This window comes from Metapseudomonas resinovorans (genome assembly GCF_002003485.1).
GTDB classification, from domain to species: Bacteria; Pseudomonadota; Gammaproteobacteria; order Pseudomonadales; family Pseudomonadaceae; genus Metapseudomonas; species Metapseudomonas resinovorans_D.
The window spans coordinates 14,831-35,130 of record NZ_BDMA01000035.1 but is presented as its reverse complement, the minus strand read 5'-3'; the positions used below and the strand labels follow the sequence as shown (position 1 = coordinate 35,130).

Below are 20,300 nucleotides of genomic sequence, written 5' to 3'. Positions count from 1 at the left end.
AGCGCATGGCCTACGGCTATCGGGACAGCGACTTCTTTTTCATGAAAATCAAAGCCGCCTTCCCCGGTAATCCGTGAAGAACCATAAAAAACCGGGCGCCTGGCCCGGTTCTTCGTGCTGCAAATCCGCCTCAGAAGGACAAGCGATAGTGCAGGGTGTAGGTCTCCACGCCATCGTTCGGCTGCTTGATGCCGGCGTTGGAGTAGTGCATGGCGCGGACGCCGACTTCCTGGTTGGCGAAGCGCAGGCCCAGGCCGACGCGGTCTTCGAACTGGAAGGAGGAGCCCAGGTCGTTGTCTTCCAGGTCGGTGTCCGAGAAGACGGCGACACCGATACCAGCCTCGACGTATGGCTTCACGGTTTCACCGGCGAACTCGTAAACGAACACCGGAGTGAAGGAAAGGCTGTTGTTGCTGGAGCTCTCATCACCTTCCCAGTAGGTGTAGGCGGCATCCCAGTAACCGGTCAGACGCCCTACATTGGTCTGAAACCAACTGCTGGAGAAGTCGAACTGGGTCCCCAGGCGATACACCATGGTGGATTCGCCAGTCTGGCCGATGTCCAGGGAAACGTCCGCAGCTTGCGCGGAAACGATCTGGCCGAGGGAAATGGTTGCAGCGGCGGCCCAGCAGAAAAGCTTCTTCATGAAACCAATCCTTTTTCTGAAGTGCAGGCAGAAAATTCGTAATATCTGACGGCGATTATAGATAGCTTTTTAATCGGGGAAAGACATCTGGCGGACTTTTGTATCAATCCGGAAACCTGTCCACACGGACGGATTCGCCCCAGAGAATCGGCAGGATTTCCTGCATCGCCGATGGATCGCCGCTGGACCAGAAGCGGCAGACCTCGGCCTCTTCTTCCGCCAACAAGCCGCGCGCCTCGAGCAGCCGCTGCAACTGGCGGGCGACCGCCGCACCGGTATCGATCAGGCTGACCGAGTCCGGCACCATCTCGCGCAGCAAGGGGCGCAGGAAGGGGTAGTGAGTACAACCGAGGATCAAGGTATCGCTGCCCTCGGCCAGCAGCGGCTCGACGTAGGCCGTCAGCAGGGAGCGCGTTTCCGGCCCCATCAGGTCGCCGGCCTCGATGCGCTCGACCAGCCCTGGGCAGGGCTGGGTAATGACTCGCACATCGCCCGCGAACCGATCCAGCAATGCCGCAAACTTGGCGCTCTTCAGTGTGCCGGTGGTCGCCAGTACCCCGACCACGCCGCTGCGCGTCGCTGCCGCAGCCGGCTTCACTGCCGGCTCCATGCCGACGATAGGCAGCTGTGGATAGCGTTCCCGTAGGTCGGCCACAGCGGCCACGGTGGCTGTGTTGCAAGCCAGCACCAGTGCCTTGGCGCCCTGATCGAGCAGGAACTCGGCAATACGGTGGCTGCGCTCGCGGATGAAGTCGGCGCTCTTCTCGCCGTAGGGCACGTGACCACTGTCCGCTACGTAGAGAAGCGATTCGCGGGGCAGCAAGGTACGGATTTCCCGGAGTACGGAAAGGCCGCCGACGCCTGAGTCGAAGACCCCAACCGCCGCTTCAGGCATGCCGCTCTCCACAGACTTCACAGGCAGGGTCGCGTTTCACTCGCAGTTCCCGGAAGCGACTGCCCAGGGCGTCCACCAGCAACAGGCGGCCGACCATGGGTTCGCCGAAGCCGGCGATCAACTTGAGTGCTTCCAGCGCCTGCAGACTGCCCACCAGTCCAACCAGCGGGCCGACCACGCCGGCTTCGCTGCAGGTCAGTTCGGCTTCGCTGCCATGGCCGTAGAGGCAGTGGTAGCAGGGACTGTCGTCGCGACGGGGGTCGAAAACCGAAAGCTGGCCTTCGAGACGGATGGCGGCGCCGGAGACCAATGGCTTGCCCGCAGCCACGCACGCCGCGTTAACCGCTTCGCGGGTACCGAAGTTGTCGGTGCAATCCAGGACTACGTCGACGGCGGCGACTGCGGCGGCCAGGGAGTCCACGTCCAGCGCGCGGCTATGCGGCACCAGACGGACCTCGGGGTTCAGCGCGGCAAGCCGGGCCATGGCCGAGTCGACCTTGCTCAGCCCGACGCTGTTGCTGTCGTGGACGATCTGCCGTTGCAGGTTGGTCAGGTCGACGCTGTCGAAGTCCGCCAGGTGCAGCTCACCCACGCCGGCAGCGGCCAGGTAGAGGGACACCGGCGAGCCCAGACCGCCGAGGCCGACGATCAGGACACGGCCCTGTTTCAGGCGCAGCTGACCATCGATGTCGATCTGCGGCAGGAGGATCTGCCGGCTGTAGCGCAGGAGTTCCTGGTCACTCAGCATGGCCATTGCCCCAGGGAAATACGTTCATGACCGCCCAGGTCGCGACGGCTCTCCACCTGCTGGAAGCCGTGCTGAACGAGCAGGTCGCGCACGGCCGGCGCCTGGTCGTAACCGTGTTCCAGCAGCAGCCAGCCCCCCGGCAGCAGGTGCCGGGGGGCGTCGGAGATGATCCGGCGAATGTCGTCCAGGCCATCCGCTCCGGCTACCAGGGCGCTGGAGGGTTCGAAGCGCACATCGCCCTGGACCAGGTGCGGGTCCTGGGCGGGAATGTAGGGCGGGTTGCTGACGATCAGTGCGAATCGTTGCCCACCCAGGGCGGAGAACCAGTGGCTCTCGACGAAGCGGGCGTTGTTCAGGCGAAGGCGCGCACGGTTGCGCTCGGCCAGCGCCACAGCGGCGGAAATGCGATCGACACCGGTGACCTTCCAGCCCAGGCGTTCGCACGCCAGCGCAAGGGCGATGGCGCCAGTCCCGGTGCCCAGGTCGAGTACGTCGGCCGGGCTCGCTGGCAGCACTGCCAGGGCGGTTTCCACCAGCAATTCGGTGTCCGGGCGCGGAATCAGGGTATCCGGGGCCACTTCCAGGTCCAGGCTCCAGAAGCCCTGGTGGCCAAGGATGTAGGCGACCGGTTCGCCGGTGCGACGACGCTCCAGGAAGCTGGCGTAGCGTTCGGCCACTTCGCTGGAAACCACGCGCTCCGGCCAGGTGTGCAAAAAGCTGCGCGGCTTGCCGAGGGCGGCGGACAGCAGCAGTTCGGCGTCCAGGCGCGGGGTGGGCGAGTCCGGCAGGCGGGCTTCGCCGAGGAGGCTGGCGATGATGGTCACGTCAGTCTCCCAGGGCTGCCAACTGGTCAGCCTGGTATTCGGCGAGCAGCGGTTCGATCACGGCCTCGACGCTGCCGGCCATGACGTCGTCCAGCGCGTAGAGGGTGAGGTTGATGCGATGGTCGGTGACCCGGCCCTGCGGATAGTTGTAGGTACGGATGCGCTCGGAACGGTCGCCGGAACCCACCAGCAGGCGGCGGGTATCGGACATTTCCTTGTGGGCCGCAGCTTCCTGCTGGTCGTTCAGCTTGGCCGCCAGCCAGGCCATGGCCTTGGCGCGGTTCTTGTGCTGGGAACGCTCTTCCTGGCACTCGACGACGATGCCCGACGGGATGTGGGTGATCCGCACTGCCGAGTCGGTCTTGTTCACATGCTGGCCACCGGCGCCGGAAGCGCGATAGGTATCGACACGCAGATCGGCGGCGTTGATCTCGATGGCTGCCTGCTCGTCCGGCTCGGGCAACACGGCCACGGTGCAGGCGGAGGTATGGATGCGGCCCTGGGATTCGGTTTCCGGCACCCGCTGCACGCGATGCGCGCCGGACTCGAATTTGAGCTTGGCGTAAACGTTCTCGCCTTCGACGCGGGCAATCACTTCCTTGTATCCGCCGTGCTCACCCTCGTTCTCGGAGAGGATCTCGACACGCCAACCCTGGCGCTCGGCATAACGGGAATACATGCGGAACAGGTCGCCGGAGAAGATCGCCGCCTCGTCACCGCCCGTGCCGGCACGGATTTCCAGGAAGACGTTGCGACCGTCGTTGGGGTCCTTCGGCAGCAGCATGCGCTGGAGACGATCCTCCAGCTCAACCAGTTGCTCGCGAGCCTGACCCACTTCTTCTTCGGCCATCTCGCGCAGGTCCGGGTCGCTGTCCTTGAGCAGCGCCTGGGCGCCCTCGAGGTCCCCCTGAACCTTGCGGAACTCGCGGAAGGCGAGGATCACCGGCTCGACCTCGGCGAACTCCTTGGAGTAAGCACGGAACTTGCCCTGGTCAGTGATGACTTCGGCATCGCCGAGCAGGGCGGTGAGTTCCTCGTAGCGGTCCTGGAGGAGGTCGAGCTTGTTCAGCAGGGAAGCTTTCATTGCGAACGTTTATCCGAGCCCTCGTCGAGGGCGAAGAGTTCCTGGGCCACGACCAGCGCGTCGAAGCGGCCATCGGCGGAGAGTTTCTTCAGCTGCACGCTGGGGGCGTGCAGCAGCTTGTTGGTAAGGCCGCGGGCAAGTTGCGCCAGCACTTCCTCGGCGGAGGTGCCGTTCTGCAGCAGACGCAGGGCCTTGGCCACTTCCTCATCACGCAGACGCTCGGCCTGCTGGCGATAGGCACGCAGCACGTCGACTGCGGCCAGCTCGCGCAGGCGCTGCATGAACTCGTCGACGCCGGCGCCTACCAGTTCTTCGGCGGCCTGTGCCGCGCCCTGGCGGCTCTTGAGATTTTCCGCGACCACCTCGTGCAGGTCGTCCACGGTATAGAGGTAGACGTCGTCCAGTTCGCCGACTTCGGGCTCGATGTCGCGCGGGACGGCGATGTCCACCATGAAGATCGGCTTGTGCCGGCGCTGCTTCAGTGCGCGCTCCACCGCGCCCTTGCCGAGGATGGGCAACTGGCTGGCAGTGGAGCTGATGACGATGTCGCTGTTGACCAGCTCCTGGGGCATGTCGGCCAGCAACACCGCATGGGCACCGAACTCTTCGGCGAGGATGCTCGCGCGTTCCAGTGTGCGGTTGGCGACGACGATGCGCTTCACGCCCTGCTCATGCAGATGGCGGGCGACCAGGGTGATGGTTTCACCCGCGCCGATCAGCAGCGCCTGGCTGCGGTGCAGGTCGGAGAAAATCTGCTTGGCCAGGCTGACGGCAGCGAAGGCCACGGAAACCGGGTTCTCACCGATGGCGGTATCGGTACGCACCGTCTTGGCAGTGCTGAAGGTCGCCTGGAACAGACGGCCGAGCAGCGGGCCGACGGTGCCGGCCTCGCGCGCAACGGCGTAGGCGGACTTCATCTGGCCGAGGATCTGCGGCTCGCCGAGGACCATGGAATCGAGCCCGGAGGCAACCCGCATCATGTGGCGAACGGCGTCATCGTCCTGGTGCACGTAGGCGCAGGCGCGCAGCTCTTCCAGGCTCAGGTTGTGATAGCCGGCCAGCCAGGCGAGTACTTCATCGGTGCTCGGGTGATCCTGCTCCAGGTAGAGCTCACTGCGGTTGCAAGTGGAGAGGATGGCCGCCTCACGGCTGGGCGTGATGCGACACAGCTGCTGCAGGGCCTCCACCAGCTGCTCGGGGGTAAAGGCCACGCGTTCGCGGACGTCCACCGAGGCGGTCTTGTGGTTGATACCAAGAGCAATGAAGGCCATGCAGGGTCGCTAACTGAAACAGGAGGGCGCGCAATTGTCCTACTTCACCCGAACAACGACAACCACCGCCGATAATTGTCTGCCCGCGCAGGTTTTGCCCCGCCGCAGGTTGGGCTCCCGCCCCATGTGCTAGCCTGACGGCTTGTGTCATGATGGGCCACTCGCTGGTTAGCCCCTTCCTTCCTATATGAATAAATCCCTCGCGTTGCTGACCGCCTTGCTGTTCCTCGGCGGCTGTCAGAGCTTGACCCACAAGTCCCCGGACGGCACTCCACCGGTCGAGGAAGGCAACCAGGCCTCCGCGCCCGCCAAGCCCGAGGTTTATGGCTCGTTCAACCGCGAAACCCTCTACGCACTGCTCGCCGCTGAACTGGCCGGGCAACGCAATCGCTTCGACATCGCCCTCGGCAACTATGTGCAACAGGCCAACGCCACCCAGGATCCGGCCGTGGCCGAGCGCGCCTTCCGTATCGCCGAATACCTGGGCGCCGACCAGGCAGCCCTGGATTCCGCGCTGATCTGGGCCAAGAGCGCCCCTGACAACCTCGACGCCCAGCGCGCTGCTGCCGTGCAGCTGGCCCGTGCAGGGCGCTACGACGAAGCCATGGCCTATATGGAGAAAGTGCTCCAGGGCCAGGGCGACACCCATTTCGACTTCCTCGCACTCTCCGCCGCGGAAACCGACGCCGATACCCGCGCCGGCCTGCTGCAGAGCTTCGACCGCCTTCTGGCCAAGCACCCCGACAACAGTCAGCTTGTGTTCGGCAAGGCCGTTCTGCTGCAACAGGACGGTCGCACCGAAGAAGCCCTCACCCTGCTCGAAGGCGTCCCCGCCAACGACAAGGAAATCGCCCCGATCCTGCTTCGTGCTCGCCTGCTGCAAAGCCTCAAGCGTGGCGATGAGGCCCTGCCGCTGCTGCAGAAAGCTATCAAGCAGCACCCGGACGACAAGCGCCTGCGCCTGACCTACGCCCGCATGTTGGTGGAGCAGGACCGCCTGGACGAAGCCAAGTCCGAGTTTGCTGGCCTGGTCCAACAGTTCCCCGACGACGACGACCTCCGCTACTCACTGGCACTGGTCTGCCTGGAAGGTGAAGCCTGGGACGAAGCCCAGGTCTACCTGGAAGAGTTGGTGGAGCGCGGCAGCCACGTCGATTCCGCCCACTTCAACCTGGGCCAGGTCTACGAAAAGCGCGGCGACAAAGAAAGTGCTCTGATCGAGTACGCGCTGGTCGGACCCGGCAACGACTACCTGCCAGCGCAGGTGCGTCAGGTGGAAATCCTCCTGGAAAGCGGCCGTGCCAATGAGGTTGAGGCCCGCCTGGCCAAGGCCCGCGATGCCCAGCCCGATTACGCTATCCAGCTTTACCTGATCGAAGCCGAGAGCCTGGCCGAGCGCCAACAGCCGGAACGCGCCTGGAAAGTCATCCATCAGGGTCTTCAGCAGTTCCCGGACGACCTCAACCTTCTCTACACCCGAGCGATGCTGGCCGAGAAGCGCAACGACCTGGCCCAACTGGAAAAGGACCTGCGCTTCATCATCGAGCGTGAGCCGGAAAACGCCATGGCGCTGAACGCCCTTGGCTACACCCTCGCCGACCGCACGACGCGCTACGACGAAGCCAGGAAGCTGGTGGAACAGGCGCACAAGCTCAACCCGGATGACCCCGCGATCCTCGACAGCCTCGGCTGGGTGAATTACCGCATGGGCAACCTGTCGGAAGCCGAACGGCTGCTGCGCCAGGCACTGCAGGAGTTCCCCGACCACGAAGTGGCTGCCCACCTCGGCGAAGTGCTCTGGGCCCAGGGCAAACAGGTCGAAGCCCGCAAGGTCTGGGCAGATGCCCTGCAGAAGCAGCCCGACAGCGACATCCTCCGTGACACCCTGCAACGCCTGACTGGCTCCGGAAACCTCTGATCCATGCGTTTACGTAATCTCCTGGCCGTCGGTGCGCTAGTCCTGCTCACCGGCTGCTCCGCCCTCGCCCCGCGCGAAACCCTCGAAGGCCAGGGTAACCAGGCCACCTGGAAAGCCCACAAGGAACAGGTCAGTACCCTCGATGGCTGGCAAATCAGCGGCAAGGTGGGCATCCGTGCACCCAAGGATTCCGGCAGCGGCACCCTGTTCTGGCTGCAGCGCCGGGACTACTACGACATCCGCCTGTCCGGCCCGCTGGGTCGCGGCGCGGCCCGCCTGACTGGCCGCCCGGGCAATATCGAGCTGGAAGTGGCCAACCAGGGTCGCTACCAGGCTGAATCCCCCGAGGCGCTGCTCGAAGAACAACTCGGCTGGCGCCTGCCCGTTTCCCACCTGCTCTGGTGGGTACGCGGCCTACCCGCACCGGACAGCCGCAGCCGCCTGACACTCGACGGTGATAGCCGCCTTGCCCGCCTCGAGCAGGATGGCTGGAAGGTGCAGTACCTGAGCTACGTCGAGCAGAACGGCTACACCCTGCCCGAGCGCATCAAACTCAGCGGCGAGAACCTCGACGTCACCCTCGTGATCAAGGACTGGCAGCCACGCCAGCTCGGCCAGTGACATGCAGGATGCGCAACTCGTCCTGCCGGCGCCGGCCAAGCTCAACCTGATGCTGCACATCCTCGGCCGTCGGGCCGACGGATATCACGAACTGCAGACCCTCTTCCAGTTCCTCGACCACGGTGACGAACTGGGCTTCGCCTTGCGCGACGACGGTGAAATCCACCTGCGAACCGACGTGCCCGGCGTTCCCCATGACAGCAACCTGATTGTCCGCGCGGCGCGCAAGCTCCAGGCCGAGTCGGGCTGCCGACTCGGCGCGGACATCTGGCTGGAAAAGCGCCTGCCCATGGGAGGCGGGATCGGAGGTGGCAGCTCCGACGCCGCGACCACCCTGCTCGCCCTCGATCGCCTGTGGAACCTGGGCTGGAGCGAGGATCGACTGGCCGCCCTCGGACTTACGCTGGGCGCCGATGTGCCGGTCTTCGTGCGCGGGCGCGCGGCCTTTGCTGAAGGCGTCGGCGAACAGCTGACGCCGGTTGAACTCCCAGAGCCGTGGTTCCTCGTTGCTGTACCGCAAGTCTTTGTCAGCACAGCAGAAGTTTTCTCCGATCCTGAGTTGACACGGAATTCGCCGCCCATTAAAGTTCGCAGCCTTCTTGAGGGGGGCGGTCGTAACGACTGCCAGCCGGTGGTCGAGAAGCGTTACCCAGATGTACGTAACGCGCTGATCTTGTTGAATAAATTCACTTCAGCTAGATTGACCGGCACTGGAGCTTGTGTGTTTGGGAGCTTCCCAAACAAAGGCGATGCTGATAAAGTTCGCCGCCAACTTCCGGCCACTCTGCCGAGCTTTGTCGCCCAAGGCCGCAACATCTCCATGTTGCACCGCAAGCTTCAAGGTATGGCTTGAGAAGGAATGCAAGGCATTCGGTTGTACGATACAGGGGCGTCGCCAAGCGGTAAGGCAGCAGGTTTTGATCCTGCCATGCGTTGGTTCGAATCCAGCCGCCCCTGCCATTAACCCACTGGGTCATGCGTACAACGAAACGAATATCCTGCATAGCGAGTTGCACACATAGGGGCGTCGCCAAGCGGTAAGGCAGCAGGTTTTGATCCTGCCATGCGTTGGTTCGAATCCAGCCGCCCCTGCCATACACTTGAAAAGCTGTTCAAAAGCCCACGGCCTTTGAACGGCTTTTTGATTCATCAGGTCTACCCTCAGCCGGCAGGTACTGCGCGTGTCCAAGATGATGGTCTTCACGGGGAACGCCAACCCCGATCTGGCGCGTCGCGTCGTACGTCAACTGCATATTCCCCTCGGTGATGCCTCCGTAGGCAAGTTCTCCGACGGCGAAATCAGTGCTGAAATCAATGAAAACGTCCGCGGCAAGGACGTCTTCCTGATCCAGCCGACTTGCGCACCGACCAACGATAACCTGATGGAACTGGTGGTAATGGCTGACGCCTTCCGCCGTTCCTCGGCTTCCCGCATTACTGCGGTCATCCCCTACTTCGGCTATGCCCGCCAGGATCGCCGTCCGCGTTCCGCCCGCGTGGCCATCAGCGCGAAGGTAGTGGCTGACATGCTGACCGTCGTCGGCATCGACCGTGTACTCACCGTCGATCTGCACGCCGACCAGATCCAGGGCTTCTTCGACATTCCGGTGGACAACATCTACGGTTCCCCGGTCCTGGTCGATGACATCGAAGACCAGCGCTTCGAGAACCTGATGATCGTTTCCCCGGATATCGGCGGCGTGGTTCGTGCCCGTGCCGTGGCCAAGTCCCTCGGCGTTGACCTTGCGATCATCGACAAGCGTCGTCCGAAGGCCAACCAGTCCGAAGTCATGCACATCATCGGCGATGTCGAAGGCCGCACCTGCGTGCTGGTCGACGACATGGTCGACACCGCCGGTACCCTGGGCCACGCTGCCAAGGCCCTGAAGGACCACGGCGCTGCCAAGGTCTACGCCTACTGCACCCACCCGGTGCTGTCCGGCCGTGCCATCGAGAACATTGAAAATTCCGTGCTGGACGAGCTGGTGGTGACCAACACCATCCCCCTGTCCGCCGCGGCACAAGCCTGCTCGCGTATCCGTCAGCTGGATATCGCGCCGGTTGTGGCTGAAGCGGTTCGCCGCATCAGTAATGAGGAATCGATCAGCGCGATGTTCCGCTAAGCGGCCATCCCTGACGAAACGTGCCCCGCCAAGGCGGGGCTTTTTGCCCAACCGCCCGGATGCTGGTCGCAAGCATTACGGGCGTTTTGGTTATTTTGGAGAACTGTAATGACTGATTTCGCCCTGAATGCCGACGCGCGTTCCGACCTGGGGAAAGGTGCGAGCCGCCGCCTGCGTCGTAATGCAAACCTGGTTCCCGCTGTAATCTACGGCGGCGAGAAAGCCCCGGTATCCGTAAGCCTGCTGGCCAAAGACCTGGCCAAGCTGCTGGAAAACGAAGCTGCCTTCAGCCACGTGATCGCCCTGAACGTTGCCGGTGCTACCGAATCCGTTCTGATCAAGGCCCTGCAGCGTCACCCGGCCAAAGGCTTCGTACTGCACGCTGACTTCCAGCGCGTAGTTGCCGGCCAGAAACTGACCGCCCACGTACCCCTGCACTTCATCAACGAAGCTACCTCCGTTGGCGTGAAGCAAGGCGGCGGCGAAGTTTCCCACACCATCGCTGAAGTCGAAGTCTCCTGCCTGCCGAAAGACCTGCCGGAGTTCATCGAAGTTGACCTGGCCAAGGTCGAAGTAGGTCAGACCGTTCACCTGTCCGACCTGACCCTGCCGAAAGGCGTCGAGCTGGTGGCCCTGGCCCACGGCAACGACCTGGCAGTTGCCAACATCCATGCTTCCCGCGTGGTGAAGGAAGAAGGCGAAGCCGAGTAATTTCTTACTCTGCGTCAGCCTGATAAAGGGCCCCTGTAGTGACTGCCATTCAACTGATCGTCGGCCTGGGTAATCCAGGCCCCGAATACGACCAGACCCGGCATAACGCAGGGGCCCTTTTCGTTGAGCGCCTGGCCGACCGCGAACGCGTCAACCTGAGCCTCGACAAGAAATATTTCGGCCTGGTCGGGAAGTTCTCCCATCAAGGTCGCGACGTTCGTCTGCTGATCCCCACCACCTACATGAACCGCAGCGGCCAGTCCGTAGCGGCATTGGCAGGGTTCTTCCGCATTCCTCCCGAAGCCATCCTGGTGGCCCACGACGAACTCGACATGCCCCCTGGAGTCGCCAAGCTCAAGACCGGCGGCGGCCACGGCGGCCACAACGGGTTGCGCGACATCATCGCCCAGCTCGGCAACCAGAATTCGTTCCATCGCCTGCGGCTTGGCATTGGCCATCCGGGGCACAGCAGCCTGGTATCCGGTTTCGTACTCAGCCGCGCCCCGCGCAGCGAACAGGAACTGCTCGACACCAGCATCGATTTCGCCCTCGACGTGATGCCAGAACTGCTCGCCGGTGACCTCACCCGCGCCATGCAGAAGCTGCACAGTCGCAAGGCCTGAACCCACTCCGCGCAGAGGCACATTCCATGGGATTCAATTGCGGCATCGTCGGCCTGCCCAACGTCGGCAAGTCCACCCTGTTCAACGCCCTGACCAAGTCCGGCATCGCAGCGGAGAACTTCCCCTTCTGCACCATCGAGCCGAACAGCGGCATCGTGCCGATGCCCGACATGCGTCTCAACGCACTGGCCGAGATCGTCAAGCCTGAGCGCGTGATCCCCACCACCATGGAGTTCGTCGACATCGCCGGCCTGGTAGCGGGCGCCTCCAAAGGTGAAGGCCTGGGCAACAAGTTCCTCGCCAACATCCGCGAAACCGACGCCATCGCCCACGTGGTGCGCTGCTTCGAAGACGAGAACGTCATCCACGTCTCCAACAGCGTCGACCCCAAGCGCGACATCGAGATCATCGACCTCGAACTGATCTTCGCCGACCTCGACAGCTGCGAGAAGCAACTGCAGAAGGTCGCCCGTAATGCCAAGGGCGGCGACAAGGACGCCCTGGCACAGAAAGCCCTGCTGGAAAAACTCATCCCCCACTTCAGCGAAGGCAAGCCGGCGCGCTCCCTGCTGAAGAACCTGGGCGACGACGAAAAGCGCCAGGTTCGCGGCTTCCACCTGCTCACCAGCAAGCCGGTGATGTACATCGCCAACGTTGCCGAAGACGGCTTCGACAACAACCCGCACCTGGACGTGGTCCGGGCCATCGCCGAGGAAGAAGGCGCCATCGTGGTGCCGGTGTGCAACAAGATCGAAGCCGAAATCGCCGAACTCGATGACGGCGAAGAGAAGGACATGTTCCTCGAAGCCCTCGGCCTCGAAGAGCCCGGCCTGAACCGCGTGATCCGCGCCGGCTACGACCTGCTCAACCTGCAGACCTACTTCACCGCGGGCGTGAAGGAAGTTCGCGCCTGGACCGTCCGTGTCGGCGCCACCGCCCCGCAGGCTGCCGCGGTTATCCACACCGACTTCGAAAAAGGCTTCATCCGCGCCGAAGTGGTCGCCTACGATGACTTCATCCAGTACAAGGGTGAAAACGGTGCCAAGGAAGCCGGCAAATGGCGCCTGGAAGGCAAGGAATACATCGTCAAGGACGGCGACGTGATGCACTTCCGCTTCAACGTCTGATCCACAAAAAAGCCCCGGACCTCCGGGGCTTTTTGCTTTCGTAGGATGGTGTAGAGCAAAGCGAAACCCATCACTCGCCCCTCCCCTATCCCACCGAAAGCCGCCGCGCCCTCCTGAAAACCCTCTTACCGCCTAAACGCTTGAAAGATCACAAAATTATCTAAGCGAAGGGGTTGACAGCCCCCCGAGAGATACGGAAAATGCGCGCCACTCGGCTACATAGCTCAGTCGGTTAGAGCGCAGCATTCATAATGCTGATGTCCCAGGTTCAAGTCCCGGTGTAGCCACCATACAAAACAAAGGGTTAGCGAAAGCTAGCCCTTTGTGCTTTCTGGGGTAGTGACTACAAAGTGACTACACCCTGTCTACATTCCCCTCAGTTGCACCACTGCTGCTCACACGGCACACCATCGTTGTTCCCGTCCATCTTCACTCCAGGGCAATGCTGCAGGAAGTAAGTCGCCTCTTCGCATGAGCTCATCTGCGAGCAGTAGGTCCGCCCATCACACGAATAGGTACGAGCAAGCGCGGGTGCAGACGGCTGGGCGGTAAAGCTAGAAGGTGCAGAATCACTATCGTAATTAGTGATTGTCTGGCCATCCTGGTGCTTGAAGTAGAACTGCCACGCAGCGAAACCGACAGCGAGTATGAGGATGAGCTTTTTCATATGGGGGCTTTAAACTTCCATGTGGAGCGCGAACTGGTTCGCCTGGTGCCGATAGTGAGGTCGATTGCGTGCATACAGCAAGCCACTCATTCTCAGCGGCTCCCTACTCGTTCCAAGGATTAACTAACGGAATGCCAAACGCTTCGAAGTGACGGACGTTTCGAGTAGCGATCCTCGCACCATGAAGCCGCGCAATCGCGGCGATCTGCCCATCTGCCATGTCGGCTATTTTCCCCCTCGCCTCGCTGGCCGCGACCAGGTCTGCATAGTGCACAGCCGCGTCGACATCGAAGGCCAGGATGCTGCCTGCAAAGTCCTCTTCGAACATGGCAGAAGCGAGTGCGTACAGCGAGTCCTTACGCTTACCGTCGGGCATCCTCGCGATGCCGTACAGGATCTCTGCAACGGTGATGGAAGAGATGACCGGGTCCCTGCTTCTCTGAGCGTCCACCCATGCGATGACATTGGGGTCAGGCTTCGCACGCATCAGCTCGGACAGCACATTGGTATCGAGCAGGATCATTCATCAAAGTCCGCTGCACGAGCCTTGGTCTTGCGGGCGGGGAGTTCGATATCAGCGCCCCCCACAGCCGCAAAGCGGCTGTGAATCCGCGAGCCCATTCCGCTGGGCTTGTCCTGCCTCGAAAGCGCTTCAGCGAGGATCACCCTCACCTCTTCCTCCATCGACCGGCCATGACTGGCCGCAACGACACGAAGCCGAGCCTTGAGATCGTCGTCCAGGTTGCGAATTGTGATACTGGCCATAGGAACCTCCAGTGAAATCATTGCAATCACCGAAATCATACTGGAACGTACCCGCTCTGCGCTAATGGCGATAGACGCAATGCAGACTCCAGATGATCCGGCGACAGATGCGCATAGCGCATCGTCATCGCAATCAAAGAGTGACCGAGATACGCTGCAGGCTGAGGATGTCCCCTCCCCCATCATGTAGTGACTGGCGAAGGTATGCCGGAGGATATGGGTCATCTACCCAGGCGCGTGGGAACCACAGAGTGTGTGGGAAGCTAATCCTTGCGTCTGTGCCACGCTGGGAGGCTAATCAACGTCAGAATCTACGAACACGTCCGTAGGACCAATCCGATTCGCTCTAGTCTGCATAGACCCCTCTCACGCTTCGTGATGACCTTGCGCGGTCGTCCATGCGAGGCAATCCACATGCAGATTCATGTTGGCGAACGCAGGGAAGGTGACGTGCTTACGCTGAGGGTGCTGGAAGGAGTCAGCGAATCAGCGTTGATGGAGATGTTGAAGGCGGAGGGGATCGAGATTGTGGTTGGGCCGATTGTGAATGGCTCGGCGCGACTCGAGCTTCGGGCGCCTAAACGGATGTTGGTTCTGGTGGAGAAGGCTCTGCCTGGGCCGCCGGAGATTGATTCCGGGTGAAATTGGGGACCCCGCTTTGGCGGGGTTTTCTTTTTGTGGAAGCTGAAGTCTGTGCGGGGTTATCGCCCTCTCCCCCGGCCCCTCTCCCTGAAGAGAGAGGAGAGCAAAAGCATTAGAGCGCGGCCAGGATGCCCTGCCCTACTACCCGCGTGGTGTCGAAGCCGAAGTCTGCCTTGCCTTCTTCGCGCAGGAAGTCTTCCACAGCGGTTTCCAGGCGATTGGCCAGGGCGGGGTTCTGCCAGTGGAAGCGCAGCAGCAGAGCCGCGCTGAGGATGGTGGCAATTGGGTTGGCCCGGCCGCTGCCGGCGATGTCGGGGGCGCTGCCGTGGACGGGTTCAGCGAGGGCGATGCCGTTGCCCCAGTTGAGGGAAGACGCCAGGCCGAGGCCGCCGCTCCAGTGGCAGGCAAGGTCGGAGAGGATGTCGCCGAAAAGGTTGCTGGTGACGATCAGGTCGAAGGCTTCGGGCTGTTCCACCAGTTGTAGCGCGGCGAGGTCGACCAGGCGTTCGTCGAGTTCGGCGGCCCAACCCTCTCCTTCCAGCACTTCGCGGCAGGTGTCGCGGAACAGGCCACAGGTCACGGGTAGGACGTTGGCTTTGTGGACCAGGGTGATGCGCCGGGCCTTGCGGGCCTTGGCTACTTCCAGTGCGCGGCGGGCCAGGGCTTCGGTGGCCTCGTGGCTGATAACCCGTTCGGCGATGGCGACACCTTCGGATTCCCAATGCTCGCGGCCGCTGTAAAGACCCTCACTGTTCTCCCGGAGGATCATGAGGTCGACGCCCGGCCGTGGTGAGACGCAGGGCCAGCTCCGTACGGGGCGCAGGTTGGTGTTGAGTTTCAGGCCTTGGCGCAGCTGCAGGATAGCGCTGCGGTAACCGGGCACACGCTGGCCTGTGGGAGAGGAGACCGCGCCGAAAATACCGGCGCCGCAGTCACGCATTGCCTGGAGGGTGGCCTCGGGAACCGCATTACCGTTGCGCTGGAAGGAGCTCCAGCCGGCTTCGGCTTCCACGGTTTGCAGGTCGGGAAGGAGTTTTTCCAGCATTTCGACCGCCACCGGCACCACTTCGCGTCCGATGCCGTCCCCGGGGATGACGACTAGTTTGTGCATGGGCTCACCTCAGCGAGGGGCGCGTCGCCAACAACAGGCCGGAGAAGATCATCGCCCCACCCAGCCAATGGTAGGCCTGCAGGCCCTCGCCCAACAGCAGGTATCCGAGTAGCGCGGTGAACACCGGCATCAGGTAGTTGGTGAGCACGGCCTTGGCCACGCCCAGTACGCGAATACCCTGGTTCCACAAAAGATAGGCCAGGAGAGAGGCGCAGACACCTGTGTAGCCAATGGCGGCGAAGTTTTCCACAGACAGTTCGAAGCGCTGCCCGCTGGCCAGCTCCAGCAGGTAGAACGGCAGCAGCACAGGCACCCCGCATCCCACCAGCGCTCCCAGCAGCACCAGCGGTGGAAGCTTGAAATAGTGGTTCCAGCGGCGCAGCAGCAGGGTGTAGAGGGCCCAGTCCACTACGGCAAGCAGCATGATGAGGTCGCCCGGGTTGAATGACAGCGCGGCCAATTGCGCCAGGCGGCCCTGGGCGATCAGTACCAGCAGCCCGCTGGTCGCTACCGCCATGCCAAGCCAGGCGCGCCTTGGTGGCCATTCATTGAGCAGCACACCGGCCCCGATGAAGGTGGCCAGCGGCAGGCAGGTATTGAGCAGGGTGAGGTTGATGGCCACGGTAGTGCGTGCGGCGAAGTAGAGCAGCACGCTGTAGGTGCTGATCCCCAGGACGGCGACTACCAGCAGCCGCCAACCGGCATGACGCAGCGCGCTGCGATGCTCCCACATGGGCCGTGCAACGAAGGGCAGTAGGATGGCCAGCGCCAGCGTCCAGCGCCAGAAGGCCAGGGTGAAAGGTGGAATGGCATCGTGGAATGCGCGGGCTACCAGGGCGTTGCCCGCCCAGAATACGCTGGCCACGAGCAGGCCGAGCCAGGCCAGGCCAACGGCCCGGCTGTTGTATTGCGTCATGGTTCAGTTCTGTCCGAGTGGGCGCAGGCGGTACTGCGGCGGCAGTTGTTCCATGCCGCTGACGGTGACGTTGAGGTTTTTCCAGATGCCGTCCTTGATGCCATAGATGCAGCCGTGGACGGAGAGCTCCTGGCCACGGTGCCAGGCGTTCTGGACGATGGTGGTGTGGCTGACGTTGGCCACCTGCTGGATGACGTTCAGCTCGCAGAGGCGGTCAACGCGCTCCTCGTCGGTGGCGAAGGTGGCGAGGTGCTCGCGCTGGTCGTAGTAGAGGTCGCGGATGGTACGCAGCCAGCCATCGATCAGGCCGTACTGGGTGTCACGCATGGCGGCGCGGACGCCACCGCAGCCGTAGTGGCCAGTGACCAGGATGTGCCGCACCTTGAGCACGTCCACGGCGTACTGGATGACCGACAGGCAGTTGAGGTCGGTGTGCAGCACGACGTTGGCCACGTTGCGGTGGACGAACAGGTCGCCTGGCAGCATGCCGACGATTTCGTTGGCCGGTACGCGGGCATCGGAGCAGCCGATCCAGAGGTATTCCGGCACCTGCTGCTTGGCCAGCTTGGCAAAGAAGTCCGGGTCTTGCTGCTTGATCTTCTCGGCCCAGCGCGCGTTGTTGTCGATCAGCTGTTGCAGGTCGCTCATGCGTCTTCTCCTCTTCTGGCTGGCGGCACCTTACGGAGCACCGGGAGCTTTGGCAATGGCCTGCGCGGGGCTCAATCGATCAGCGTGCAGGCCATGACCAGGGCGTCTTCGCGGCCACCCACGGCGGGGTAGTAATCGCGGCGACGGCCGATTTCGTTGAAGCCATAGCGCTCATACAGACGGTAGGCGGACTGGTTGCTGGCGCGCACCTCGAGGAAGCATTCGCCGGCCTGCAGCTCGCGGGCGCGCTCCATCAGGCGCTCCAGCAGGCGCAGCCCCAGGCCGCGTCCCTGGCTTTCCGGCTTGACGGTGATGTTCAGCAGGTGGGCCTCGTCGAGGATGACGTTGATCACGCCGTGGCCGACCTGCTGATTACCGTCGAACATCAGCCAGCAATCGTAGGATTTGAGGCTGTCATTGAAGATGCCGCGGGTCCAGGGATGGCTGAAGGCGGCGTATTCGATTTTCAGGACAGTATCGAGGTCCGCCTCGGTCATCGGGCGGAAGGAAACGGCATCGGTCATTCAGAGTGCTTCCAGCGGCGCATCACACGACGCATGGCTTGCCAGAGTTCGCCCTTGCGTTCGGGCTCGTCCATCAACAATTCCAGGCCAGGCAGTGCCCAGGCCGCGCCAAGGCCTTCGACCTGCAGTTCGCGGTTGAACGCAGTGGCGTCGGCTTCACCGGCAAATCGGATCGCCGGCAGGCCCACGAGCCAGAGGCAGGCGCATTCGCCCTGCTCTTCCATGCGCACGCCGACGAAGCCCTGGATGAAGTCGCGGGCGGCATCGGGGCCCTGGTCCATGTTGCCGCGGCTGAGCAACGGCCAGCGCACTGGCTCGCCGAGGATCTGCGGGCTATCCGGCAGGCTGGCGGCGCGCAACAGGTCCTTCAGCAGCAGGTACGCCGGGTCTCGGCTCTGGAAGGGCTCGCCGGTGGGCAATTCCGCCAGCAGCAGGCAGTTGCCGGCACGCAGCAGTTGCAGTGAGAAGCGTGGCGGCGGCAGCACTTCTGCCTTGGCCGACGCGGTTTCGGCTTCGGCGGCAGCTTCGGGTTCGGGCTGCACCGTCGGACGCGGTGTGCTGCCAGGACGGGGCACCTCGATCTTGGCGCGCACCGACGTCGCCGCCGGGCGGGCGTCCGCTGCGGGGGCTGCAGGCATTACGTCAGCGACCGGAGCCGGTGAGTCCTCGAGGGGGACTTCCGGGACCAGTGCCAGCAATTCGGGATTGGAGGGCGCGGCGAAGGGCAATGCCGTGCGAGGTAGCCAGGTGGCTACCTGCATGGCATCGAGATACGCGCGACGACGGTGTTCTGTGATCAAACGTCAGCAACCTGTGGGTGAGCCTTGCGCACGCCGGCCTGCATCAGGTTCAGCGCGTTGAGGTAGGCCTTTGCGGAGGCGACAACTATATCGGTATCCGCACCGTTTCCGTTGACGATTCGTCCGGCTTTTTCCAGGCGGACTGTGACTTCACCCTGGGAGTCGGTCCCCTGGGTGATGGCATTGACCGAATAGAGCTGCAGGCTCGACGCGGACGTCGCCAGGCTTTCGATGGCCTTGAAGGTGGCATCCACCGGGCCGGAACCGTCGGCGCTGGCACCCTGCTCCACACCGTCGATGGACAGCACCAGCTTGGCCTGCGGCACTTCGCCGGTCTTGGAGGCGACCTCCAGGTAGACCAGTTTGAAGTGTTCCGGGGCTTCCTCGCCCAGGGTGTCGGAGACCAGCGCCTGCAGGTCTTCGTCGAAGATCTCGTGTTTCTTGTCCGCCAACTCCTTGAAGCGGGCGAAGGCGGCATTCAGGTCCGCTTCGCTGGCCAGTGCGATACCCAGTTCATCCAGGCGGGTGCGGAAGGCGTTACGCCCGGAGTGCTTGCCCAGCACCATCTTGTTGGTGTGCCAGCCCACGGACTGGGCGGACATGATCTCGTAGGTCTCGCGGTGCTTGAGCACGCCGTCCTGGTGGATACCGGACTCGTGGGCGAAGGCATTGGCGCCGACGATCGCCTTGTTCGGCTGCACCGGGAAGCCGGTAATGCCGGAGACCATGCGCGAAGTGCTGAGGATGTGCGGGGTGTCGATGTTGGTGTAGACGCCGAGCACGTCCTGGCGGGTCTTGATGGCCATGACGATTTCTTCCAGCGCAGCGTTGCCGGCGCGCTCGCCCAGGCCGTTGATGGTGCATTCCACCTGGCGCGCCCCGACTGCAACCGCCGCCAGGGAGTTGGCCACGGCCAGCCCGAGGTCGTTATGGCAGTGCACCGAGAAGACCGCCTTGTCGGCATTGGGGATGCGCTGCAGGAGCTGACGCATGGTCTCGGCGTACTGGTGCGGAATGGCGTATCCCACGGTGTCGGGGATGTTGATGGTGCGGGCACCGGCATCGATAGCGGCTTCGATGATGCGGCAGAGGAAATCGATCTCCGAGCGGCCGGCGTCCTCGCAGGAGAACTCCACGTCATCGCAGAGGTTGCGCGCACGCTTCACGGCGCGGATGGCCTGCTCCACCACCTGGTCCGGCTGCATCCGCAGCTTGTATTGCATGTGGATGGGGCTGGTGGCGATGAAGGTGTGGATGCGCGCGGAGTTGGCACCGGCCAGCGCTTCGGCGGCGCGGTCGATGTCGGCATCCACGGCACGGGACAGGCTGCATACGGTGCTGTCCTTGATGCTGTCGGCAATGGCCCTGACCGCCTCGAAGTCACCGGGGCTGGCGATGGCGAAGCCGGCCTCGATCACGTCCACCCGCATCCGTTCCAGGGCCTTGGCGATGCGCAGCTTTTCTTCCTTGGTCATGGAAGCGCCGGGGCTCTGCTCGCCGTCCCGCAGGGTGGTGTCGAAGATGATGACGCGATCTTGGCTGCTCATGGGCTCGCTCCTCACGGCCCCACCGTGCGTGCGGCCGGGGCTCAGGCTGATGGTGCCGGACTGCTTGTGGCGACGGCACCCGATCAGGG

Annotated in this window: 23 protein-coding genes, 3 tRNA genes and 1 pseudogene; 11 read left to right on the top strand and 16 right to left on the bottom strand. The window is 63.1% G+C overall.

Annotation, left to right across the window (positions count from 1 at the left end; genetic code table 11):
* Positions 1-130 precede the first annotated feature (130 nt).
* The 6 genes from MnOB_RS11080 to hemA all read right to left on the bottom strand — a co-directional run bounded on the left by MnOB_RS11080 (position 131) and on the right by hemA (position 5,468).
* Positions 131-646 carry an acyloxyacyl hydrolase gene (locus MnOB_RS11080; protein ID WP_077524277.1) on the bottom strand — a complete coding sequence of 172 codons (516 nt, stop codon included), beginning with the start codon at positions 644-646 and terminating at the stop codon, positions 131-133.
* Between the two features lie 103 nt (positions 647-749).
* Positions 750-1,541: a glutamate racemase gene (gene murI / locus MnOB_RS11075; RefSeq protein WP_077524276.1), complete on the bottom strand. Its 792-nt coding sequence runs from the start codon at positions 1,539-1,541 to the stop codon at positions 750-752.
* Positions 1,534-2,289: a molybdopterin-synthase adenylyltransferase MoeB gene (locus MnOB_RS11070; RefSeq protein ID WP_077524278.1), complete on the bottom strand. Its 756-nt coding sequence runs from the start codon at positions 2,287-2,289 to the stop codon at positions 1,534-1,536. Before MnOB_RS11070 ends, murI begins: the two co-directional genes overlap by 8 nt.
* Complete coding sequence (gene prmC, locus MnOB_RS11065; RefSeq protein ID WP_077524275.1) at positions 2,283-3,113, bottom strand: peptide chain release factor N(5)-glutamine methyltransferase; 831 nt, start codon at positions 3,111-3,113, stop codon at positions 2,283-2,285. Before prmC ends, MnOB_RS11070 begins: the two co-directional genes overlap by 7 nt.
* A 1-nt stretch (position 3,114) precedes the next feature.
* The gene (prfA, locus tag MnOB_RS11060) at positions 3,115-4,197 is read right to left on the bottom strand and encodes a peptide chain release factor 1 (RefSeq protein WP_077524274.1); all 1,083 of its coding nucleotides are present in this window, start codon (positions 4,195-4,197) and stop codon (positions 3,115-3,117) included.
* Positions 4,194-5,468: a glutamyl-tRNA reductase gene (gene hemA / locus MnOB_RS11055; protein WP_077524273.1), complete on the bottom strand. Its 1,275-nt coding sequence runs from the start codon at positions 5,466-5,468 to the stop codon at positions 4,194-4,196. Before hemA ends, prfA begins: the two co-directional genes overlap by 4 nt.
* 187 nt (positions 5,469-5,655) lie before the next feature.
* Here hemA and MnOB_RS11050 point away from each other — a divergent pair, with 187 nt between their 5' ends.
* The 10 genes from MnOB_RS11050 to MnOB_RS11005 all read left to right on the top strand — a co-directional run bounded on the left by MnOB_RS11050 (position 5,656) and on the right by MnOB_RS11005 (position 12,881).
* Complete coding sequence (locus MnOB_RS11050; protein ID WP_077524272.1) at positions 5,656-7,386, top strand: tetratricopeptide repeat protein; 1,731 nt, start codon at positions 5,656-5,658, stop codon at positions 7,384-7,386.
* Between the two features lie 3 nt (positions 7,387-7,389).
* Positions 7,390-8,007, top strand: a complete 618-nt coding sequence (gene lolB / locus MnOB_RS11045; RefSeq protein WP_077524271.1) for a lipoprotein insertase outer membrane protein LolB — start codon at positions 7,390-7,392, stop codon at positions 8,005-8,007.
* A 1-nt stretch (position 8,008) separates the two neighbouring features.
* Positions 8,009-8,860 carry a 4-(cytidine 5'-diphospho)-2-C-methyl-D-erythritol kinase gene (gene ispE / locus MnOB_RS11040; RefSeq protein WP_077524270.1) on the top strand — a complete coding sequence of 284 codons (852 nt, stop codon included), beginning with the start codon at positions 8,009-8,011 and terminating at the stop codon, positions 8,858-8,860.
* Positions 8,861-8,892: 32 nt separating this feature from the next.
* A tRNA-Gln gene (locus MnOB_RS11035) sits at positions 8,893-8,967 on the top strand.
* Between the two features lie 60 nt (positions 8,968-9,027).
* Positions 9,028-9,102 (top strand) — tRNA-Gln (locus MnOB_RS11030).
* 86 nt (positions 9,103-9,188) lie between these two features.
* Positions 9,189-10,130: a ribose-phosphate pyrophosphokinase gene (locus MnOB_RS11025; RefSeq protein WP_028629917.1), complete on the top strand. Its 942-nt coding sequence runs from the start codon at positions 9,189-9,191 to the stop codon at positions 10,128-10,130.
* Positions 10,131-10,238: 108 nt separating this feature from the next.
* On the top strand, positions 10,239-10,841 hold the full coding sequence (locus MnOB_RS11020) for a 50S ribosomal protein L25/general stress protein Ctc (RefSeq protein WP_077524269.1): 603 nt from the start codon (positions 10,239-10,241) through the stop codon (positions 10,839-10,841).
* A gap of 38 nt (positions 10,842-10,879) precedes the next feature.
* Complete coding sequence (pth, locus tag MnOB_RS11015; protein WP_077524268.1) at positions 10,880-11,464, top strand: aminoacyl-tRNA hydrolase; 585 nt, start codon at positions 10,880-10,882, stop codon at positions 11,462-11,464.
* A gap of 26 nt (positions 11,465-11,490) precedes the next feature.
* Positions 11,491-12,591, top strand: coding sequence for a redox-regulated ATPase YchF (gene ychF, locus MnOB_RS11010; RefSeq protein WP_077524267.1), 1,101 nt, complete (start codon positions 11,491-11,493; stop codon positions 12,589-12,591).
* 213 nt (positions 12,592-12,804) lie between these two features.
* A tRNA-Met gene (locus MnOB_RS11005) sits at positions 12,805-12,881 on the top strand.
* An 86-nt stretch (positions 12,882-12,967) separates the two neighbouring features.
* On the opposite strand, the gene MnOB_RS11000 is transcribed toward MnOB_RS11005, so the two are convergent.
* From MnOB_RS11000 to MnOB_RS10985, 4 genes and pseudogenes are all read right to left on the bottom strand, one after another.
* Positions 12,968-13,258, bottom strand: a complete 291-nt coding sequence (locus tag MnOB_RS11000; protein WP_077524266.1) for an excalibur calcium-binding domain-containing protein — start codon at positions 13,256-13,258, stop codon at positions 12,968-12,970.
* 103 nt (positions 13,259-13,361) lie between these two features.
* On the bottom strand, positions 13,362-13,781 hold the full coding sequence (locus MnOB_RS10995; RefSeq protein ID WP_077524265.1) for a type II toxin-antitoxin system VapC family toxin: 420 nt from the start codon (positions 13,779-13,781) through the stop codon (positions 13,362-13,364).
* A complete protein-coding gene (locus tag MnOB_RS10990) occupies positions 13,778-14,023 on the bottom strand; it encodes a FitA-like ribbon-helix-helix domain-containing protein (RefSeq protein ID WP_077524264.1) in 246 nt (81 codons plus the stop codon). The genes MnOB_RS10995 and MnOB_RS10990 overlap by 4 nt, the downstream gene beginning before the upstream one ends.
* Positions 14,024-14,058: 35 nt before the next feature.
* Positions 14,059-14,272: pseudogene (locus MnOB_RS10985) on the bottom strand (tyrosine-type recombinase/integrase); the annotation flags it as partial.
* A 165-nt stretch (positions 14,273-14,437) separates the two neighbouring features.
* Between MnOB_RS10985 and MnOB_RS10980 the strand changes: the two are divergent.
* The gene (locus MnOB_RS10980; RefSeq protein WP_077524263.1) at positions 14,438-14,665 is read left to right on the top strand and encodes a hypothetical protein; all 228 of its coding nucleotides are present in this window, start codon (positions 14,438-14,440) and stop codon (positions 14,663-14,665) included.
* Positions 14,666-14,777: 112 nt separating this feature from the next.
* Here the strand turns inward: MnOB_RS10980 and MnOB_RS10975 are convergent, their stop codons facing one another.
* From MnOB_RS10975 to MnOB_RS10950, 6 genes are all read right to left on the bottom strand, one after another.
* Complete coding sequence (locus MnOB_RS10975) at positions 14,778-15,776, bottom strand: isocitrate/isopropylmalate dehydrogenase family protein (protein ID WP_077524262.1); 999 nt, start codon at positions 15,774-15,776, stop codon at positions 14,778-14,780.
* A 4-nt stretch (positions 15,777-15,780) separates the two neighbouring features.
* Complete coding sequence (locus MnOB_RS10970; protein WP_077524261.1) at positions 15,781-16,692, bottom strand: DMT family transporter; 912 nt, start codon at positions 16,690-16,692, stop codon at positions 15,781-15,783.
* 3 nt (positions 16,693-16,695) lie between these two features.
* Positions 16,696-17,340: a carbonate dehydratase gene (gene can / locus MnOB_RS10965; protein ID WP_077524260.1), complete on the bottom strand. Its 645-nt coding sequence runs from the start codon at positions 17,338-17,340 to the stop codon at positions 16,696-16,698.
* A 71-nt stretch (positions 17,341-17,411) separates the two neighbouring features.
* On the bottom strand, positions 17,412-17,864 hold the full coding sequence (gene rimI, locus MnOB_RS10960; protein ID WP_077524259.1) for a ribosomal protein S18-alanine N-acetyltransferase: 453 nt from the start codon (positions 17,862-17,864) through the stop codon (positions 17,412-17,414).
* Positions 17,861-18,664 carry an energy transducer TonB gene (locus MnOB_RS10955; protein ID WP_077524258.1) on the bottom strand — a complete coding sequence of 268 codons (804 nt, stop codon included), beginning with the start codon at positions 18,662-18,664 and terminating at the stop codon, positions 17,861-17,863. The genes rimI and MnOB_RS10955 overlap by 4 nt, the downstream gene beginning before the upstream one ends.
* Positions 18,661-20,211 carry a 2-isopropylmalate synthase gene (locus MnOB_RS10950; protein WP_077524257.1) on the bottom strand — a complete coding sequence of 517 codons (1,551 nt, stop codon included), beginning with the start codon at positions 20,209-20,211 and terminating at the stop codon, positions 18,661-18,663. The genes MnOB_RS10955 and MnOB_RS10950 overlap by 4 nt, the downstream gene beginning before the upstream one ends.
* Positions 20,212-20,300 lie beyond the last annotated feature (89 nt).